The sequence below is a fragment of the Arsenophonus apicola genome (genome assembly GCF_020268605.1).
GTDB classification, from domain to species: domain Bacteria; phylum Pseudomonadota; class Gammaproteobacteria; order Enterobacterales; family Enterobacteriaceae; genus Arsenophonus; species Arsenophonus apicola.
This window is the reverse complement of sequence record NZ_CP084222.1, coordinates 2,458,963-2,475,835: the sequence shown is the minus strand read 5'-3', so window position 1 is coordinate 2,475,835 and position 16,873 is coordinate 2,458,963. Positions and strand designations below refer to the sequence as shown.

Annotated in this window: 18 protein-coding genes and 1 pseudogene; 17 read left to right on the top strand and 2 right to left on the bottom strand. The window is 41.2% G+C overall.

Annotation, left to right across the window (positions count from 1 at the left end; translation table 11 throughout):
* Positions 1–4: 4 nt before the first annotated feature.
* From LDL57_RS11735 to LDL57_RS11665, 15 genes are all read left to right on the top strand, one after another.
* Positions 5–331: a phage head closure protein gene (locus tag LDL57_RS11735; RefSeq protein WP_225505728.1), complete on the top strand. Its 327-nt coding sequence runs from the start codon at positions 5–7 to the stop codon at positions 329–331.
* On the top strand, positions 318–707 hold the full coding sequence (locus LDL57_RS11730) for a hypothetical protein (protein WP_225505726.1): 390 nt from the start codon (positions 318–320) through the stop codon (positions 705–707). Before LDL57_RS11735 ends, LDL57_RS11730 begins: the two co-directional genes overlap by 14 nt.
* Positions 704–1,117, top strand: coding sequence for an HK97-gp10 family putative phage morphogenesis protein (locus tag LDL57_RS11725; protein ID WP_225505724.1), 414 nt, complete (start codon positions 704–706; stop codon positions 1,115–1,117). Before LDL57_RS11730 ends, LDL57_RS11725 begins: the two co-directional genes overlap by 4 nt.
* Positions 1,118–1,249: 132 nt before the next feature.
* On the top strand, positions 1,250–1,714 hold the full coding sequence (locus LDL57_RS11720; protein ID WP_225505722.1) for a phage tail protein: 465 nt from the start codon (positions 1,250–1,252) through the stop codon (positions 1,712–1,714).
* Between the two features lie 89 nt (positions 1,715–1,803).
* Positions 1,804–2,151 (top strand): phage tail protein, encoded by a 348-nt coding sequence (locus LDL57_RS11715; RefSeq protein ID WP_225505712.1) that lies wholly within the window; start codon positions 1,804–1,806, stop codon positions 2,149–2,151.
* 216 nt (positions 2,152–2,367) lie between these two features.
* Positions 2,368–5,265 carry a phage tail tape measure protein gene (locus tag LDL57_RS11710; RefSeq protein ID WP_225505710.1) on the top strand — a complete coding sequence of 966 codons (2,898 nt, stop codon included), beginning with the start codon at positions 2,368–2,370 and terminating at the stop codon, positions 5,263–5,265.
* A gap of 1 nt (position 5,266) precedes the next feature.
* The gene (locus LDL57_RS11705; protein ID WP_225505708.1) at positions 5,267–5,863 is read left to right on the top strand and encodes a hypothetical protein; all 597 of its coding nucleotides are present in this window, start codon (positions 5,267–5,269) and stop codon (positions 5,861–5,863) included.
* Complete coding sequence (locus tag LDL57_RS11700; protein ID WP_225505706.1) at positions 5,863–6,444, top strand: hypothetical protein; 582 nt, start codon at positions 5,863–5,865, stop codon at positions 6,442–6,444. Before LDL57_RS11705 ends, LDL57_RS11700 begins: the two co-directional genes overlap by 1 nt.
* Positions 6,445–6,509: 65 nt before the next feature.
* Entirely contained in the window at positions 6,510–7,187 is a 678-nt protein-coding gene (locus tag LDL57_RS11695; protein WP_225505705.1) for an Ail/Lom family outer membrane beta-barrel protein, read from the top strand.
* Positions 7,187–7,585, top strand: coding sequence for a DUF6950 family protein (locus LDL57_RS11690; protein WP_225505703.1), 399 nt, complete (start codon positions 7,187–7,189; stop codon positions 7,583–7,585). Before LDL57_RS11695 ends, LDL57_RS11690 begins: the two co-directional genes overlap by 1 nt.
* The gene (locus LDL57_RS11685) at positions 7,585–10,284 is read left to right on the top strand and encodes a phage tail tip protein J-related protein (RefSeq protein WP_225505701.1); all 2,700 of its coding nucleotides are present in this window, start codon (positions 7,585–7,587) and stop codon (positions 10,282–10,284) included. The genes LDL57_RS11690 and LDL57_RS11685 overlap by 1 nt, the downstream gene beginning before the upstream one ends.
* Positions 10,284–10,592, top strand: coding sequence for a hypothetical protein (locus LDL57_RS11680; protein WP_225505699.1), 309 nt, complete (start codon positions 10,284–10,286; stop codon positions 10,590–10,592). Before LDL57_RS11685 ends, LDL57_RS11680 begins: the two co-directional genes overlap by 1 nt.
* The gene (locus LDL57_RS11675; RefSeq protein ID WP_225505697.1) at positions 10,592–11,200 is read left to right on the top strand and encodes a hypothetical protein; all 609 of its coding nucleotides are present in this window, start codon (positions 10,592–10,594) and stop codon (positions 11,198–11,200) included. Before LDL57_RS11680 ends, LDL57_RS11675 begins: the two co-directional genes overlap by 1 nt.
* A gap of 11 nt (positions 11,201–11,211) precedes the next feature.
* Positions 11,212–12,231: a hypothetical protein gene (locus LDL57_RS11670; RefSeq protein WP_225505687.1), complete on the top strand. Its 1,020-nt coding sequence runs from the start codon at positions 11,212–11,214 to the stop codon at positions 12,229–12,231.
* 14 nt (positions 12,232–12,245) lie between these two features.
* Positions 12,246–12,662 carry a phage tail fiber protein gene (locus LDL57_RS11665; protein WP_445661346.1) on the top strand — a complete coding sequence of 139 codons (417 nt, stop codon included), beginning with the start codon at positions 12,246–12,248 and terminating at the stop codon, positions 12,660–12,662.
* A gap of 24 nt (positions 12,663–12,686) precedes the next feature.
* Here the strand turns inward: LDL57_RS11665 and LDL57_RS11660 are convergent, their stop codons facing one another.
* Complete coding sequence (locus LDL57_RS11660) at positions 12,687–13,457, bottom strand: Rha family transcriptional regulator (RefSeq protein ID WP_225505683.1); 771 nt, start codon at positions 13,455–13,457, stop codon at positions 12,687–12,689.
* Positions 13,458–13,969: 512 nt separating this feature from the next.
* Here LDL57_RS11660 and LDL57_RS11655 point away from each other — a divergent pair.
* Positions 13,970–15,602, top strand: a pseudogene (locus tag LDL57_RS11655) (bifunctional aconitate hydratase 2/2-methylisocitrate dehydratase); the annotation flags it as partial.
* Between the two features lie 165 nt (positions 15,603–15,767).
* Here the strand turns inward: LDL57_RS11655 and LDL57_RS11650 are convergent.
* Positions 15,768–16,118 carry a hypothetical protein gene (locus LDL57_RS11650; RefSeq protein WP_180558748.1) on the bottom strand — a complete coding sequence of 117 codons (351 nt, stop codon included), beginning with the start codon at positions 16,116–16,118 and terminating at the stop codon, positions 15,768–15,770.
* Between the two features lie 362 nt (positions 16,119–16,480).
* Here LDL57_RS11650 and LDL57_RS11645 point away from each other — a divergent pair, with 362 nt between their 5' ends.
* Complete coding sequence (locus tag LDL57_RS11645; RefSeq protein ID WP_225505681.1) at positions 16,481–16,852, top strand: YacL family protein; 372 nt, start codon at positions 16,481–16,483, stop codon at positions 16,850–16,852.
* Positions 16,853–16,873: the final 21 nt, after the last annotated feature.

Here is a 16,873-nt window from a genome sequence, read left to right as displayed (position 1 = left end):
TTTTATGTTAGCTGGCCAACTCACTAAACGTATTACATTATCAAAATTTAAGATTATTCGTGATGATCTGGGTGGTGAGAAAGTTGTTACAGAGCTGGTTACTGAAGTCTGGGCTAAAGCTGAAGCAATATCTAATCGTAAAATACGAACAGCTGAGCAACAACAAGTGATTGAAACAATGCGATTTACAATTAGGCCACGTAATGATGTCGATATCAACTGGTTAGTCGGTTATCAAAATCGCAATTTTACCGTGCGTGCGGTTGATAGAAATTTACCTGATCGACTCATTGTTATCACTGAAGCGGATATTAGGCATGATAGAAACTGATATAAAAAACGATTTAGAACGAATTAGTGGATTATCCACTTATTATGTTGCATTACCGTCCAATCATTTAGAGGGTATAGTTTATCTTCGCGTCAGTGATCCCAAAATGTTTACCGGATTAGCAAAAACTAAACTGGTACAAGCCAGATTTCAAGTTGTTGTTCAGTTAGCTGATGATTATGAAAAAGCACTACTTATAAGCGATAAAATCCGTGACGAATGGGAAAGTATCGAACATGGTTATTTAGGAAATTATCCGGTGCAAACGGTAGAACGAGGTAATTTTTGGCAAGATATGGAAGAGCAGACAGATAACCGTAAGATTTATCGTATTGGTCGTGATTTTATACTGACATACGCTGAGGATGCAGAATGAGAACGCGAGTAGAAATTAAAGGCTTAAGAGAGCTTGAATACGCATTAAAAAAACTAGGCGATGAGATTGCTGTTAAAGTTCTGCGTGATGCTGGACGAGAAGCGATGAAACCGGTGTTAGAAGACATGAAATTACATGCTGGTTATAACGTTTTAAGTAACAAAGAACATATGCGAGATAGCATTAAAATACGTACAAATAGCAGGATAAATGATAATAAAACGCAAACAGTAGTAACAATACGAGTTAGTCCATCCAAACAACATGCAATGAAAGCGCGTTTTCAAGAATTTGGCACAGTTAAACAGATCGCACGCCCATTTATCAGACCAGCGCTCGATTATAACCGCCAGTTTGTGCTTAACACACTAACAGAAGAAATCCGCAATAGTATTGAAAATTATCGATAACAATTCATTAATTAAAACAAAAATCATCTTATCCATCCGCAACTAAATATCCCTAAAAATTTCACTTAATTAAATGTCTGCGTAAATCAACGCGGCTTTCGAACACTATTTTTTTAATTTAAGGAGTCAGTAATGGCTGAAGAACATGTAAAATCCTCACCGGAATATGCAAAGTTACCCGCTGGTACAATAGTAAAATTCGGTAAACCCGATGAGACAGTTGAGCAAATGAAGCCACTAATAAACTGTAAAACATTAGGTGCGACAGGATTAAGCGGCAGTTTTATCGACTGTACAGTACTAATCGATAAAAATAAACAATTTATATCTGACTTGCCAGAAGGCCCAGAAAAATCACTAGGTTTTGTTGATGATCCGGAAAATGAAAATTTTACGGCATTTTTAAATGCGGCGCAAAAGAGAGAAACGGTTCAGCTTTATGTTGAGTTGCCAAACAAGCGGACAGCGACAATGGTTCTGTCATTATCAGGTTGGGAGATGAATGACATCAATGCCCCTGCAAGTGAAGTCATTCAAATTACGGTGAAAGGCAAACAGAATAATCTCACCTGGGGAACGGTACCCCCAAAGTCATAACCGCCGATACGACGAAATTTACGGCGGATAATACAAAGTTAACAACTGACAGCACAAAGAACAAGAACACATAAAGGGTAGGAAATAACATGACATCACTTAAAGCACGCTTATTGGCACCGGATAGCTATGTTGAAAAACATGCTATTTTTGATGTTGAAGTCTATCTACGCCGCTTAACAATTGCAGAGCTAGATACCTATGAGCAAGCATTAAAACAGGCGCAAGACAGTGGCTCTAACACACAGGCAAGTATTGCGGGAGCAAACCTGATTTTAAAAACACTTTGCGATAAAGCAGGGAAACCCTTACCCACAGAAGAATTGCCCACCGCAGAGGAATTAATTACTACCAAATCCACGCAATCATTGATTGAAGCGCTCAAGTTTGTTCAGCAATTTAGCTGTGGCAGTCTGGATGGCGCTAAAAAAAACTAACCGACTCCGCTCGCTTACGCTTTATTTTCCAACTGGCTGATAGATGGGGTCAACCTGACCCGCGTAAAATCGCCGCTTTACCGAACGAAATACTCACGCACTGGCAAGCGTTTTTTCTGCTGGAAAGTGAACTCAAAGGCGCAGATATTACGGAAAATAAAGTCATTGCACATAATGATGTTAATCAACAATGTAATAACGTTATGAGGATATTAAATGGCTGATGTCGCCAGTCTGGCTGTAGCATTGCATTTAAATGCCGCCAGCTTTAAAGCGCAGCTAACGGATGCGTACAGTACCGCCGCGAATGAATCACGCAAATTCACCCGTCAGGTTGAAACTGGCTCCAATGCAAGCGCACGCGCCATTAACCAAATGGCGACCCAAGCTAAGCGTTCTAGTGGTCAAGCCGCACAAGGTTTTGGACAACTTCACCATGTGTTAACGGAGCTGGTTTCTGGCAGCAATGTTGCCGCCAGTACGATTTCAAATGCGTTGGTGCCGGCTTTTGAAAGATTGTTTGGCGCTACGCATGGCACCCCTTTTGATACTCAACGGCAAATGGCGAAAGAAGCCGCACAAAGTGCGGTAGAGTATGCTCAGTCTACTATTGATGTGGCGAAGGCAGAGGCCAGAAGAGCACAGCAGGGATTAAAAACCGCGCAAGCCATGAAAGTACAGGCTATCGCGCAACGTGAACAGGCGTTTGCTTCGGATGAATATCTTGAAAAGATGCGCGAGGCCAACGCCCAAAATGGACTGAATACGGCTGAAATCGAAAAGGCATATGCGGCGCAAAATGCCACTAATGCCAGAGTAATAGCGGAAGCGAATCTGGCTGAAATCAGCGCAAGTCAAAAAGCCGCCACCGCTTCTGCGCAATTAACGACAGCGCAAGCAGCGGAAACCGCGGGCACGCGACAATTAGCTTTAGCCAAGCAGCAACTTGCCGTTGCAAATACGGAGTTGTCCGCTCTGCAGCGCATAACGGGTAGGGTGGCAAGTGGCTTCAGCAATCTGATTACCCTTATGGGTGGCCCTGTCAATGTCGGCTTGATGGCAACGGCAGGGACAGTGTTTTATTTGTATTCGCAGTTTAAGGAAGCCGAAGAAAGGCAGAAGTCTTTCTATGCAGCCCTTCAAAAAGGCGGTTTATTTTTATCGACAACAACGGTTGAGTTGAGTCTGTTAGCCGACCGTCTAGGCGGGACAGCCGAAGCCTATAAAGCGGTGACTTCTGCCGCCAGTGCAGGGTTTACTGGCAAGCTACTGGAAGAGGTGGCGGAGTTTGGCGCTCAACTTGAGGAGTCTGGCGGTAGCGTCGATATGTTGGTCAGCAAGCTATCGGCAATCGGTGACCAACCGTTAAAAGCCTTGCGAAATTGCGCGGCAGAAGGGGTGGTATTAACGCAATCGATTTACGAGCAAATTGCTGCCTTGGAAAGACGCGGGCAAACCGAAGAGGCGAAGGAGCTTGCAAGAACCGCCTATGAAAAACAGTATCAGGAGAATATTAAAGAGAGTGATCGTTTAACCCAGGCGCATAAAAAATCACTCGATAGTCTAACCGGCAGTTTTAAGGTGTTGATGGCGGCATCAACACAAAGTCTGACACTGTATAATCAGGTATTGCAAAAAGAAAAGGACAAGCAGGAAGCGATTTACGCCAAACAACGCGAAGAGCGTGAAGCAGAAACAAAAACGGAAAGGCAGCTCGCCATTCATACCATCGAAACCGCTGCACAAATTAACGCGGCCATTAATGCGGGTAAAGATCCGCTGAAAGAAAGAACCAGAATTCAGCAGGAAATTAATCAACGCTATAAAGAGGGCAGTTTAACATTAAATGAGTACACCCAAGCGCTGAAAGGACTCGATAAACTGTACGCCTCCCCACAAAAAAGTTTAGAGGTAACCCTGGATACCGGACGTCAGCGAATTGAGCAACTGCAACAACAAACGGCGACTTTACAAGCGCAGTTAATGGAAAATGAAAAGCTCCTTGATTCAGAACGGAAATTGGCAGTCTTTGAGCAAGAAATCAATCGATTAAAAGGGCAAACGCTGAATGCCTCGCAGAAGAGCGTGTTAGTTCATGCGGATGAAATTCGTACGCAGTTGCAAATCAATACCGGACTAGAGCGTGAATTACAGTTAAAAGCATTAAAGCAACGATTTGCAGATCAGGATTTTGAAATCACAAAACGTACGGCTCAAATGCAGCAGGAAGCGCAGAATCAAATTCTGCAAATGACTATGCCCAAAGTGGATTATGATTTGATGCTTGAAGAACAACGCATCATGGATGACTTTCGCAATCGGCGATATCAGCTTGATAAGGAAGTTTCAGATAAGACCTCACAACTTTATGCAGAACAGACGCAGTTTTTAGCGCAAGAAGAACAAAAACAGATTGAGATAGTGAGAGTTGCGGCATTAAGTAAGGCGAAGGTTGCGCAAGATGGTAGCCAAGGTGTCGCCAAAGGTTGGCAGGATTTTGGTGCGGAAACAGAAAACGTGTTTGATAATATGCGAAACATTACTAAAAACGCTTTCGATGGCATGTCAAATACGCTGGCTGACTTTGTGACGACGGGTAAATTTAACTTTTCTGATTTTGCTCAGTCTGTCGTTAATGATATTACCCGCATGATTGTTAAAATGATGATATTTAAAGCCCTGGAATCCAGTTTAGGCGGAACGGGGTTGGGTAATTTCCTTGGCATAAAAGCGAATGCACTTGGCGGTGTTTATCGTTCGTCTGGTTTAAGTGCCTATAGTAATACCGTTGTGGATTCGCCGACGTTATTCCCATTTGCCAAAGGAATAGGGTTAATGGGTGAAGCGGGGCCTGAAGCCATTATGCCATTGACCCGTGGTCGTGATGGGTCGCTGGGTGTCAGGGCCGTCGGTGGCTCATCAGAGACCCAAGGTGTAAGCACTATCCATATTCATCAGGTTATCAATGTGACCGGTAATGGCGATAAAGCACTTACTGAGGCGATGAAACAGGCAACCTACGCGGGGGCACAAAAAGGTGCAGATGATGCCATTGCACGCATTCAGCGGGATTTTGCCACGAATGGTCGAACAAGAAGATTATTAGGAGGTTAAGATGGCGGTAAAGGAATGGCCGGAAAATATCGTCCCTTCGACTATGAACTGGCAACTAGTGAGTAACAGTAAAACGTTTACCTCAACGTTTACCGGAAGTGTACAGACAGTGCGTTTCCCTGGAAGCCGTTGGCGGTGTAGCTTAACTTTTAATAACCTGACTGAGACTCATTCGCGTGAACTTGAAGCATTGGCTGCTGAACTTGACGGCGAAAGCGGACGAATAAAAATTTACAACTGGATACGAAAAGGTTTAACGGGCAGGGGCAAGCCGGCAGTGAGCGTTGCGAATCAAACAGGTAGAATACTGCAAACCAAGGATTGGGAGGTCAGTTCAATTGTGATGCGAAAAGGCGATTATCTGACGATTAACAATGAATTAAAAATGGTGACAGATAATGTGACAAGTGATGTTAATGGTCATGCTGCCATACCGATTTCACCGATGTTGCGATACGCGCCTAAAATAAATGATAAAATAGAAACCCGCTCCCCGTTTGGGATTTTTAAGCTAACAACCAATGACCAGGGGAATTTTCAGTATCGTCCTGGTGTATTTTCGACTGTCACCTTGGCGTTTGAGGAGGCCCTTTATTAATGTTCTATCATCCTTTTTCAAATAAAATGGTAAAAGCGATAAATGAGAGCGATGAGCTTGTTATCGCCGCCCGTTTGGATTTAAAATCTGGCGTGACGCGCGCGCATACCGGTGTGGGAGATTTGGTTATTGCAGGTGAGCTTTATCAAGGCGTGGGTCAATTTGGTAAAGTGGAACAGGTTAAGGAACAGAACAATACCAGCCCACAGCAACTTATCTTGTCATTGTCAGGATTTGACTCTCTGCTGATTGGTGATGTGATGAATGAGCGCAGTCGAGGCCGGAATGTACGGTTAATGCTGGTTGCTATCAACCAGGAAGGGAAGCCCGAAATTGCCGAGGTGATATTTGCAGGGCAAATCTCAACGATTGGGGTAACAACCGGTGAAGAGAATGCGGTGGCGGTGACGGTATCGAATCGCTTTGAGCGCTGGTCCATGGGATTGCCGGACAGATTTACGGATGAGTCATGGCGCAAACGGAAAAGTGATGACCGGATTTTCCGGTATGTGGCGCAAATGGCTGAGCGAGCGATTTACTGGGGCAGTAAGAAAGATGCGCCCGCTTTTGTGTATAGGTGAAATTTGAACAAAGATTAATTCACACTATACTCATGAAATGCTTTTACCTAATAAAAGGAAGAATAATGAAAAAAATATTGTTACTAGTTATCCCGACATTATTTTCTGGCGCGGTATTGGCGAAAGCCGGTGAGAGTACGCTTTCGATGGGATACATACAGATTAGATCAGATGGACTTAAAAAGGATGTTGATTTATTAAATCAGTCAAACAAACTTGCTGGTGATGCAATTTCTAATAGTTTAGGTGTTTCAGCTAGAATTGATTCTGATAATTATTCTAATCCAGGCGGTGCCTTTATACGCTACACGTATGAGTTAAATGATGGGTTCGGTGTTATTGGTTCAGCATCTTACTCTGAAAGTGATTTCAGTACTTCAGCGTTTGGAACCACAAATAAAGAGAAAGACAGTTCTAGAGTTGATGGGCGCGTGAAAGGGAAATATATCTCATTGATGGTTGGACCTACTTATCGATTTAATGAATATGTTAACGCTTATGCGCTAGTCGGATTGGCAAACAAAAAAATGTCTTATGAATTTGGTGGGAATGCTTTTAAAAACGGTACTTTAATTAAAGACGAAAAACAATCAAAGAGTGACAGTAAAAATGAACTGGCCTATGGTGTTGGTTTACAAGTGAATGTTTACGAGGGGATTACCCTTGATGCTGGCTATGAACGTTCAGGCAGTGGTGAATGGAAAACTGACGCATTCACGGTTGGTTTAGGCTATAAATTCTAATGCGACATTCAGACTGGGCAACCAGACTTCCAAATACCCTAAGGGCGGCGATGAGTCGCCCTTTTTCATGGGGCGAACATGACTGTTGTTTGTTTGCCGCGGATTGCGTAATAGCCGTTTGTGATTTTGATCCGTGCGCTGAAATTCGTGGGTGTTATCGCTCAAAAGCAGAGGCATTACGGGTGCTAAAAAATGAATTTGGCAATTTACAGCAAGGGGTAAGCCGTTTTTTCAACACAATACCCGTTGAACAGGTGAGGCGTGGCGATGTTGTGATGTTTGATGGGGATGAAGGATTGACACTGGGTGTTTTGTGGGCCAATAAGATTTGGGCGGTGACGGATATTGGCGCAAGACCCGTTGATAAAATTCCTTTAATGGCATGGAGAATTGAGTAATGGGTAAAACGGTCACAAGCATAATTGGCGCAGGGTTGATGGTCGCTGGCGTACTGGCAACGGGCGGTTTGGGATTGGCGTTGATGGCAGCGGGTTTGGCCGTGCAGACCGCAGGCTCATTGTTGTTTCAGGATAAGATGCCTTCTGGTGGCTATCGTGACCAGGCGGAGCGTAAGCAGATTCTACGCTCATCAACGGCATCAGAAACGGTGATTGTGGGTAAAACGGTTTGCTCAGGGTTACTCTTTTTTGCAGAAGAAGAAAAAGGCGAACAGGATAAAAACGAAAAACTTTTCTTGGCGATCACACTGGCCGGACATAAAATCAATCGCATTGGTCAGGTTTGGCTCAACGACGATACGATTGACTCTTTTGGCGATAAAGCAGATTACGAATTACATAACGATAGAACAACCGCCGACCCTTATCTCGTTAAAAATGCTCCAAGCTGGAAAAAGGACATGATAGGCAGAGGCTTAGCCTGGCTTAGATTAACGCTGCACTATGATGCTGAAAAATTTCCCTATGGTGTGCCTAACGTTAAAGTCGAAGTGTGGGGGAAAGAACTGTTTGACCCAAGAACGAATAGAACCACTTGGAGCAATAACGGCGCGCTGGTGATTTTAGACTATTATCGTAGTTACCTAAAAGTCCCCGATAGTGATATCGATTTCAATGCTTTTAAGATTGCAGCGGATTTATGTGATGAGTCAGTGACGACCCCAGAGGGTAAGTCTGAGCCGCGTTATACGATAAATGGTGCTTATGAGTTATCGGAATCCCCTGCCTCTATCCTTGAACATATGCACCGTTGTATTGGTGCAGAGCCGACATACATTGCAGGACAACACGGCATATTAATGTGGGCTTATCATGGCCCTGCTGTGCTCAAAATTGAACCACATCAAATCATCGACACGGTGAGTATTACGCCTGAACTGCCGTTAAGTGAGGCTACCAATGCTATTTATGGTACTTTTGTTGATGCGGAGCAGAAATACACTAAAACGGACTTTAGCCCCATTGTAGTAGATAAATGGATAGAAGAAGATGGACTTGAGATTAAAGAAAATATGGATTATCGCTTTGTCAGCAGTCCTTACCAGGCGCAGCGGTTAGCCAATCTTTATTTACGCAAGAAACGGGCTGGACGGCGTGTTCAACTAACATTAAACTTGGATGGCTACGCTTATCGTCCTGGTGATGTGGTATTGCTCGATTTACCGAATTTAGGCATTAAATCGCTTGAATTTCGTGTAGCTGAGTGGAAATTTCATCCACAGGAAGGCGTGGAAATCCTATTAGAAGAAGACGGCGCGTATATTTACGAGGATATTATTGGTAAGCCATTTGAAAGGCCTCCATTCACTGAATTACCAACAGGTGGCATTGCACCCCCAATAAATCTTACCTTTATGCCTGTCAATATCGGTGATGTGGTTCAAGGTTACTTAAGCTGGCAAAATGCCGCGGCGGATGTACGTTACAGTACAGTAAATATCCTTGAACAAGGTAAAGTGATTCAAACCATTCAGGTGCCAGGCGAGCGTGTTGATATTGCTGGATTACCAAGAGGAGCCTATCGCGTTGAGGTCAGAGCCGTTAACACAGTAGGGGCAATATCGCAACCCACCATTCGTGATTTTTCTATTGAAGCTCCTCCAGCTCCCATAAGTGTTGATATCACTGTCGGCATGTTTTCATTAACCGCTGCTCCTAGGTTAGGCGATTCAGCCTCCTATGGCAGTACCTTTGAATTTTGGTTTAGCGATAAAAAATTGCCAGACGCATCAGAACATGAAGTCAATAATCATGCCACTAAAGTCGGACAAGGGCAGTTTTGGACACAGGAAAACCTTAAGGTTGGTCACGAGTATTTTTTCTATATTCGCACCATAAATAGCTATGGAAAATCACCTTTTGTTGAAGCATCAGGCAAACCCGATAGTTTACCGGGTGACATTCTTGATGAAATAGACAAAAAAATTAACGACACGGAAGCGATTAAGCAGTTAAAGAAAGGGATAGACAGCAGCACGGAAGCCATACTGGAAAACGCAAAAGGACTCAACGGCAATACGCAGTACTTCATGCGTCAAAACGGCAAGATGAAGGCGGAAATCATCAGGGTTGACAATTATGTGGTAACCGAGACTAAAGCCTTAGCCGAGTCTATCCATCAGGTGAGAGCGACAGCGGATAAGTCATGGGCAGCCGCTCAGAATTCGCTACAAGCTAAGTATGACATGAAAAAGGGTGAAGCTTCTGCAACTTGGACATCGTTAGTCAAGATTCACTATGACGGCGTTGACTATGACGCTGGCATGGTGATTGGGGCTGAGCTTAAAAACGGTAAAGTTAGTACACAGATTGGCTTTAGTGCGCAGACTTTCATTATTTACAATCCGGTTAATGGGAAAAAAGTTCCTATGTTTAGTATTCAGAATGGGCAAACTTTTATTAATGATGCGTTAATAAGTAAGGCAACCATTGAAAGTGTAGTAGTCGGTATGGAGATTCGTTCTAAAAATTACATTCCAGGGCGATCTGGATTTTATTGGAATATGCAAAATGGTCAAATGGAGAATATTGGCTCTGATAAACAAGGGAAGATGAAGCAAACAAATACCACAATTAGTATAGCTGATAATCAGGGACGCTTAAGAGTGCAAATTGGTAAAATAACGGGGGTTTTTTGATGTGGGGTTTTCGAACATGGGATGGAGCAGGCCGAATAAATAATTCCGGCGTTATTCCGTTTTTAACGGCAGGAATAATAACGGTCAAGAAAAATCAAACCAATTTTAGCTACCAGTATGATTTGCCGTCAGGCTATAAACTGGATTATACGATAATAGACGGAGGAGGAGATATCATATCCAATCTGGAAACAAAAAATACATTTGATATCAAAATCAACAATAATGAAGTGATAGGTTATCCTTCTTCATGGGGTATACCTTCTTCGACTGAAAAACAGATCTTAGTATTTTATAGGAGAAATTAATGTTTGGCGCTTTATTGACCGCCCCAGATGGAACCCCATGGATTCTCCCACAAAGTACTCCGCTATGTCTTAAAGCCATAGTCAATGATGTAAAAGATTTGCCAGGATTGCCAGATGGCATATTGAGTTTGCGTTTTTTTCAATACGACCAGCAAAAAAAGTTGGCAAGATATTATCTTTTTACGAATGAGCATCAACAACCGCCTATTGGTCAATGGGCTGTCAGTTTTTGGGATGAGAATGGGAAATGTATTGTACATACAAAAAGTAAAACACTAAATGTTAAGGGTTCTTTGCAAAACATAAGTAATGATAAAAAATATTGGCATATAAGAAGATATAAAGAAAAAATTAAAGGGAGTGTCGCTGTGTTAGATACGGTAGCAGGATATGGTTTTTTTTTAGTTAATCCTTATAATCCTGAAGGGAGCAATATATTTTTACCGATATACGTTTTCTATATACCTTATGCGTACAAGAACGGTAACACAACTGAAATAGGCTATCGCTATGCAGGTGAAGATTTTAATTACAATGAGGTTCACTCAGAGAGATTCACAGGCATTCATAGCCGAATAGTTTATATTGACACTGCTGAATACGATTAAGGGCGCCCTCAATGATATACAACACAGGCACAATTACAACCGTGTCAGCCTCTCCTATTGTCAAAGGCACAGGCACGAAATGGAATAGTAATAATCCACTCGTATCACCAGGCATGTTAATGCTGATTAAAAACGGCGATATAAACTATCCTTACATGATATTGGCAGTTAATAGTGACACTGAATTAACGTTAGCAGATAAGCCGACTTTTAGCGCAACAGATACCACTTACAGCATTAATCTCACTGAACCCAATAATAATTCTGATGCGGCAAGAGCACTAGTTGCAGCTAACACTTACATCCTTTACTTTCTGCAAAACATGGATACCTGGATGGGGGACAACGGTGTCGTTGAAATAACGTTACCGAGCGGTAAAACAGTCAAGTTAGAGTCGATTAAAGCACTACAAGAGTTAGTAGAAGGAAAAGCTGATGCGAGTAGTGTTGAAGAGATAAAAACAGCAGTAGAAGGAAAAGCTGATGCGAGTAGTGTTGAAGAGATAAAAACAGCAGTAGAAGGAAAAGCTGATGCGAGTAGTGTTGAAGAGATAAAAACAGCAGTAGAAGGAAAAGCTGATGCGAGTAGTGTTACTGAAATTAGCGAAAACTTAGATAAAAAGTATGATAAAACTGGCGGTCAGATAACCGGCGATGTGCAATTAAACACAGGAAAAATAAAAGCAAAGAATGCAAACAATGTTACTGATCATGTTTTTCAAGATAAGAACGGTACATTGATGCATGTCGGAGATTTTGGCATCGGTATTGTTAATCCAGCCTCCCTTAAAGATATAAATGTAACACTTGAAGCAGGATTTTATAGTGCTAATGGAAATGCTACTGGTGTACCGAGTGGCGCAGGCGGAACAAATTTCATACAGTCCAATGGTGATAATTATTGTTTTCAAATAGGAAAGGAAAATTTAACTAATGACTTGAAGTTGCGCATTAAGAAAAAAAACGTATGGTCTGCATGGGTAAATATTTTAACTAAAGCAAATACAACATTTGATGCAAATGGGTTTTAAAAAGAGCATCGCCAATAGTCAAAATCCATCCATCCGGAAGCTTTGAAACTAACCAAGAATCAGCAGGAGTCAATGTCCAGCGAACTGGATTAGGAGTCTATTTCATCTCAGGTGTTATGGGCTATAACTCGGATGGTGGATGGGGTACAAACTCCGGCGCATCAGTACCTAAAAATAATAATGGTTTGGAGCTTATTTATATTAAAGATAAAATCCTACCTGACGGTAATATTGAAATACAAACATTCCACCGTCAGCACAGTCATTTGCCAGAAGATTTTCAGAATTGGCGAGTTAAAGAAATTATTAACGAAAAACCAGTTTATTACGCTGACGGTGAACAAGTTGATATTCCACCTTCAACATGGCTAGATATCCGTGTAGAAATGCCCGTTGATTCAATCTGGAATCGGCAGCATGCGCAAAACTAATAGCCCCGTCACAGGGGCATCCTATTAGCAGCGTTGGAGGAAGTGGGTCAATTCCGCTTTATGCCAGTTTGATAGCGCACCATTTAGCATTAGCTGGTTATCCTGTGTAGTCTGAGATAACAAAGTTTCTATCTCAGCAATAACTTTGTCGGCATTTTCACGTTTGCGAATAATGCGTTTAATCGCTGTTTTTTCTGCATCGGCTATTTTATCCTGAAGCTCTTCCGTTACGTGCCAGATACGCTCACACTCTGTAGCGATAGAAGGGACTAGTAGTACTTCCATTGGATAGGGTGAAGGAATGCCGGTAACTTCTCTCAATGCATACCAGATAGCATTATTCCATGCGTCCCTGAAACGAAAGTTTTGCGTCATCAGTGCAATGATACGGGCGAGATTTTGGGTATCTTTGCTGCTGAACTTTTCGTGAGCTTCGGGTTGGTATTTTGGTGCAGAATGTAGCTCTGCTTCCATGCGGTTAAATTCAGCAATATAGGCTTCTTTGAATTGTGCAGCTTTTTTGCCTGTAAACCCCATCACTAAAAATACGAAACCATCTTTGGTCATTTCGTAGTATTTAGATTCTCGTTTTGCACCTTTGCCTATATTTATTTTCTGGAACATCTCCGCAAAATTGCGGACATGAAATTCAGACGAACAATCTAGGTTGCGAATTTTCTTTAAAACATCATCATGTCGCTTACCAAAATAATGAGAAACATCTTGAGATGAGGTAACAGCTTTGCCATTATGAATAATAACTTTAGGTGTGATAGTAGAAAGTTGAAGTGTCATATGACCTCCGATGGTAGTATTAAAATTTCTCACCACCGTTGAGGTCAATCTTGGGTGGTGAACTGAACAGGGTTGACCTTACCGGAACTACCGACCGGCCAGCTTTTCAGCTGCCCTATCCAGCCCACCATTGAATTGTGGCTAGATTACGACATTAAAAAACACGCTCGCGGCGTGTGCATGTCGCGGTAGTTTACGGCGAGAGGTCAATCCCGACACCTGAATTATCAGATGCACACAAACTATAGCGCATGATTTCTTCTTTCGTCAATGGGTATTTTGTAATCGTAGTTAAACGAATGGTTAGGGTGTTTTTGGAATTGAAAATGAGTGTGAATTTAGACTGAGATTTTAGCCGAAATGAGCTAAAATTAGAACTCACTATAAGCCGTAACTAATTGATTTATAGTGAGTGAAATCGCTTGTTTTTACGTGTAAATATGTATATTAAGTGAGCTATATTTTTATAAATGATTGATATTTATGGTTTTTTGTATTTAAAGTCATCTAATGCGTTATTAGCAACCTTTGCGTTAAAAACCGATGTTTTACTTGATGAAGTTCGAGCTGGCGGGCGGATTGCACTAATTATTGGCCGCGGACTGACAGCAAAAGCGCGAGAGTCTTTGGACTTGTCTATTAGCGAAGTATTTCGTCAGGCTAAATCAGTTATACAAAGTGATCGAGGATTTACCCTGGCACAAAAAATGGTTGGTCGTGCTTGTAATAAGCCTGGAATTCGTCCTGGCGAATACTGTGAACCTAAGATGACGTCGGTTGGCTCGCAGGACACTACTGGGCCAATGACACGAGATGAACTTAAAGATTTAGCTTGTTTAGGTTTTTCAGCCGATTTAGTTATGCAGTCATTTTGTCATACTGCTGCTTATCCAAAACCTATCGATGTGACAACGCATGATACTTTACCCGATTTTGTTATGGATCGTGGTGGGGTTTCTTTGCGTCCCGGCGATGGCATTATTCATTCTTGGTTAAATCGCATGTTACTGCCAGATACCGTGGGAACAGGTGGTGATTCACATACGCGTTTTCCTATCGGTATTTCATTTCCTGCAGGTTCTGGATTAGTTGCTTTTGCTGCGGCGACTGGGGTTATGCCTTTAGATATGCCTGAATCGGTATTAGTCCGCTTTAAAGGTCAAATGCAGCCGGGTATCACATTACGCGATTTAGTTCATGCGATCCCTTACTATGCTATTGGGCAAGGATTATTAACAGTCGAAAAGCAAGGTAAAAAAAATATTTTTTCTGGCAGGATCCTGGAATTTGAAGGTTTACCACAATTAAAAGTTGAACAAGCGTTTGAATTAGCAGATGCCTCGGCGGAACGATCAGCAGCGGGCTGTACTATCAAATTAGATAAACAACCGATTATCGAATATTTACAATCTAATATTGTATTATTGAAATGGATGATTGCTGAGGGATATGGTGATCGCCGTACTCTTGAACGTCGCATTAATTCAATGAATAAATGGTTGGCTGATCCGCAATTATTAACCGCAGATGCCGATGCAGATTATGCGGCTATCATTGAAATAAATTTAAATGAAATAATCGAGCCCATTTTATGTGCGCCGAATGATCCTGATGATGCACGTTTATTATCTTCAGTGGCACATGAAAAAATTGATGAGGTTTTCATTGGCTCTTGTATGACTAATATTGGTCATTTTCGTGCTGCAGGTGAGCTTTTGCAACAATATAAAGGGCAAATTCCCACTTGTTTATGGATTGCTCCGCCGACGAAAATGGATGCGGCTAAGCTAGTCGAAGAGGGTTATTATCATATTTTTTGGTAAAAGTGGCGCACGAATTGAAATTCCTGGTTGTTCACTCTGTATGGGAAATCAGGCGCGTGTAATGGATGGTGCAACGGTGGTTTCAACCTCTACCCGTAATTTCCCCAATCGATTAGGAGCTGGAGCTAAAGTTTTTCTTGCATCAGCAGAACTTGCTGCAGTGGCTTCATTATTGGGCTATTTGCCAACAGTGGAAGAGTATTTGCAATTTATTAATGGTGTGGGTAATAACAGCCAAAATATTTATCAATATTTAAATTTTGACTTACTACCTCAATATACAGATAAAGCAGACAAGATAATTTTTCAGTCTGCAGTTTAAAACAATGACTTTTGTTATACCCTTATTTCTTGCTGTCAGTAATTAGAAATAGGGTATAAGGTTTAGATTATTCTGTCTGTTATCTAAAGTTTTATACCTGCTTTAAGCTTTATATCTATTATTTATGTAGTTACTTATTTTCCAAGCAACACTGAATTAGATTTGTTAAAGTGAATTAAAAAAGCGATCGAAATTAGCTTTTATATAAGTAAGTTGCGCATTAAATGCAGTTTTAACCAAATCTTTTTGACAGCTGTTAAGATTTTCTTTTTTCAATATGAAAAAAGAATCTTGCATTAATTGAACCGTTACATCACATGATTTCTGGAATGCTGTTATAGCGTTATTTTTACCACTGTTAACTGCTTCAATGATGAGTTTTTCAAAAACAAGATCCGCTATGTCACGAATATTCTGAATCTCTTCATTATTAATTTTACCATCCTTATAGGCCTCGTTTATATATACTTCATTTATAACTTTATATAATCTATCATTAATTTCTTTTGTATCCATAATTTAGATCCTTTTATAAAATGATATATTCCATATAGTAAATGATAGTCATTCAGCCATTTCACGAAGAAACAGTTTTTGCACACTTAATTAAAGCTTACACATTAAGAAGTATAGCTACAACGAAACATGGTTATAAATTCTCTTAAATATCGCACTGTGGTATAGAATAAGCTAAGCCGAGCCTAGTTATTGGTAACAGGTTATTGCTTACTAATCGTCAATTTTTAAGTGAATCTTTCTATAAATAACTTCGTATTTATATTGTCGAAAAAATAAAGTATTTTTATTGTAATGATAATATTTTGAGCGGTTAAATGACGAGTTAAAGTCGCACTAGAGTAAAAGGATGGAGATGCGATATGGATTATGAATTTCAGCAGAATGTCACAGGCAATGTCATTGCTCGATTTTCAATGGATCATGAAGCAATTGGTTATTGGTTAAATGAGGAAATTAACGGTGATTTATATCAGTTAGAACAGATCCAGACGGGTTATCATTCTATAAAAGGTAGTGGTCGGCAATGGAAAAAAATTGGGCGTGAATATACATTGTTTATGGATGATAAGGAAATTATGATCCGAGCTAACCAGTTACATTTTCAAACGGAAGATTTAGAAGATGGAATGTGTTATTACGATAATGAAAGTATTGCTTTTTGTGGTTTAGATGATTTTATTAACATGCTGGAAAACTATCGTAACTTTATCTTATCAAATAGCATCGAATAAGCGATGGCAAAACTGTTATTT

What these genes read in the sequence shown, in the direction of transcription:
- LDL57_RS11735 (WP_225505728.1), top strand. Translation starts at nt 5, where the DNA reads ATGTTAGCTGGCCAACTCACTAAACGTATTACATTATCAAAATTTAAG.
- LDL57_RS11730 (WP_225505726.1), top strand. Translation starts at nt 318, where the DNA reads ATGATAGAAACTGATATAAAAAACGATTTAGAACGAATTAGTGGATTA.
- LDL57_RS11725 (WP_225505724.1), top strand. Translation starts at nt 704, where the DNA reads ATGAGAACGCGAGTAGAAATTAAAGGCTTAAGAGAGCTTGAATACGCA.
- LDL57_RS11720 (WP_225505722.1), top strand. Translation starts at nt 1,250, where the DNA reads ATGGCTGAAGAACATGTAAAATCCTCACCGGAATATGCAAAGTTACCC.
- LDL57_RS11715 (WP_225505712.1), top strand. Translation starts at nt 1,804, where the DNA reads ATGACATCACTTAAAGCACGCTTATTGGCACCGGATAGCTATGTTGAA.
- LDL57_RS11710 (WP_225505710.1), top strand. Translation starts at nt 2,368, where the DNA reads ATGGCTGATGTCGCCAGTCTGGCTGTAGCATTGCATTTAAATGCCGCC.
- LDL57_RS11705 (WP_225505708.1), top strand. Translation starts at nt 5,267, where the DNA reads ATGGCGGTAAAGGAATGGCCGGAAAATATCGTCCCTTCGACTATGAAC.
- LDL57_RS11700 (WP_225505706.1), top strand. Translation starts at nt 5,863, where the DNA reads ATGTTCTATCATCCTTTTTCAAATAAAATGGTAAAAGCGATAAATGAG.
- LDL57_RS11695 (WP_225505705.1), top strand. Translation starts at nt 6,510, where the DNA reads ATGAAAAAAATATTGTTACTAGTTATCCCGACATTATTTTCTGGCGCG.
- LDL57_RS11690 (WP_225505703.1), top strand. Translation starts at nt 7,187, where the DNA reads ATGCGACATTCAGACTGGGCAACCAGACTTCCAAATACCCTAAGGGCG.
- LDL57_RS11685 (WP_225505701.1), top strand. Translation starts at nt 7,585, where the DNA reads ATGGGTAAAACGGTCACAAGCATAATTGGCGCAGGGTTGATGGTCGCT.
- LDL57_RS11680 (WP_225505699.1), top strand. Translation starts at nt 10,284, where the DNA reads ATGTGGGGTTTTCGAACATGGGATGGAGCAGGCCGAATAAATAATTCC.
- LDL57_RS11675 (WP_225505697.1), top strand. Translation starts at nt 10,592, where the DNA reads ATGTTTGGCGCTTTATTGACCGCCCCAGATGGAACCCCATGGATTCTC.
- LDL57_RS11670 (WP_225505687.1), top strand. Translation starts at nt 11,212, where the DNA reads ATGATATACAACACAGGCACAATTACAACCGTGTCAGCCTCTCCTATT.
- LDL57_RS11660 (WP_225505683.1), bottom strand. Translation starts at nt 13,457, where the DNA reads ATGACACTTCAACTTTCTACTATCACACCTAAAGTTATTATTCATAAT.
- LDL57_RS11650 (WP_180558748.1), bottom strand. Translation starts at nt 16,118, where the DNA reads ATGGATACAAAAGAAATTAATGATAGATTATATAAAGTTATAAATGAA.
- LDL57_RS11645 (WP_225505681.1), top strand. Translation starts at nt 16,481, where the DNA reads ATGGATTATGAATTTCAGCAGAATGTCACAGGCAATGTCATTGCTCGA.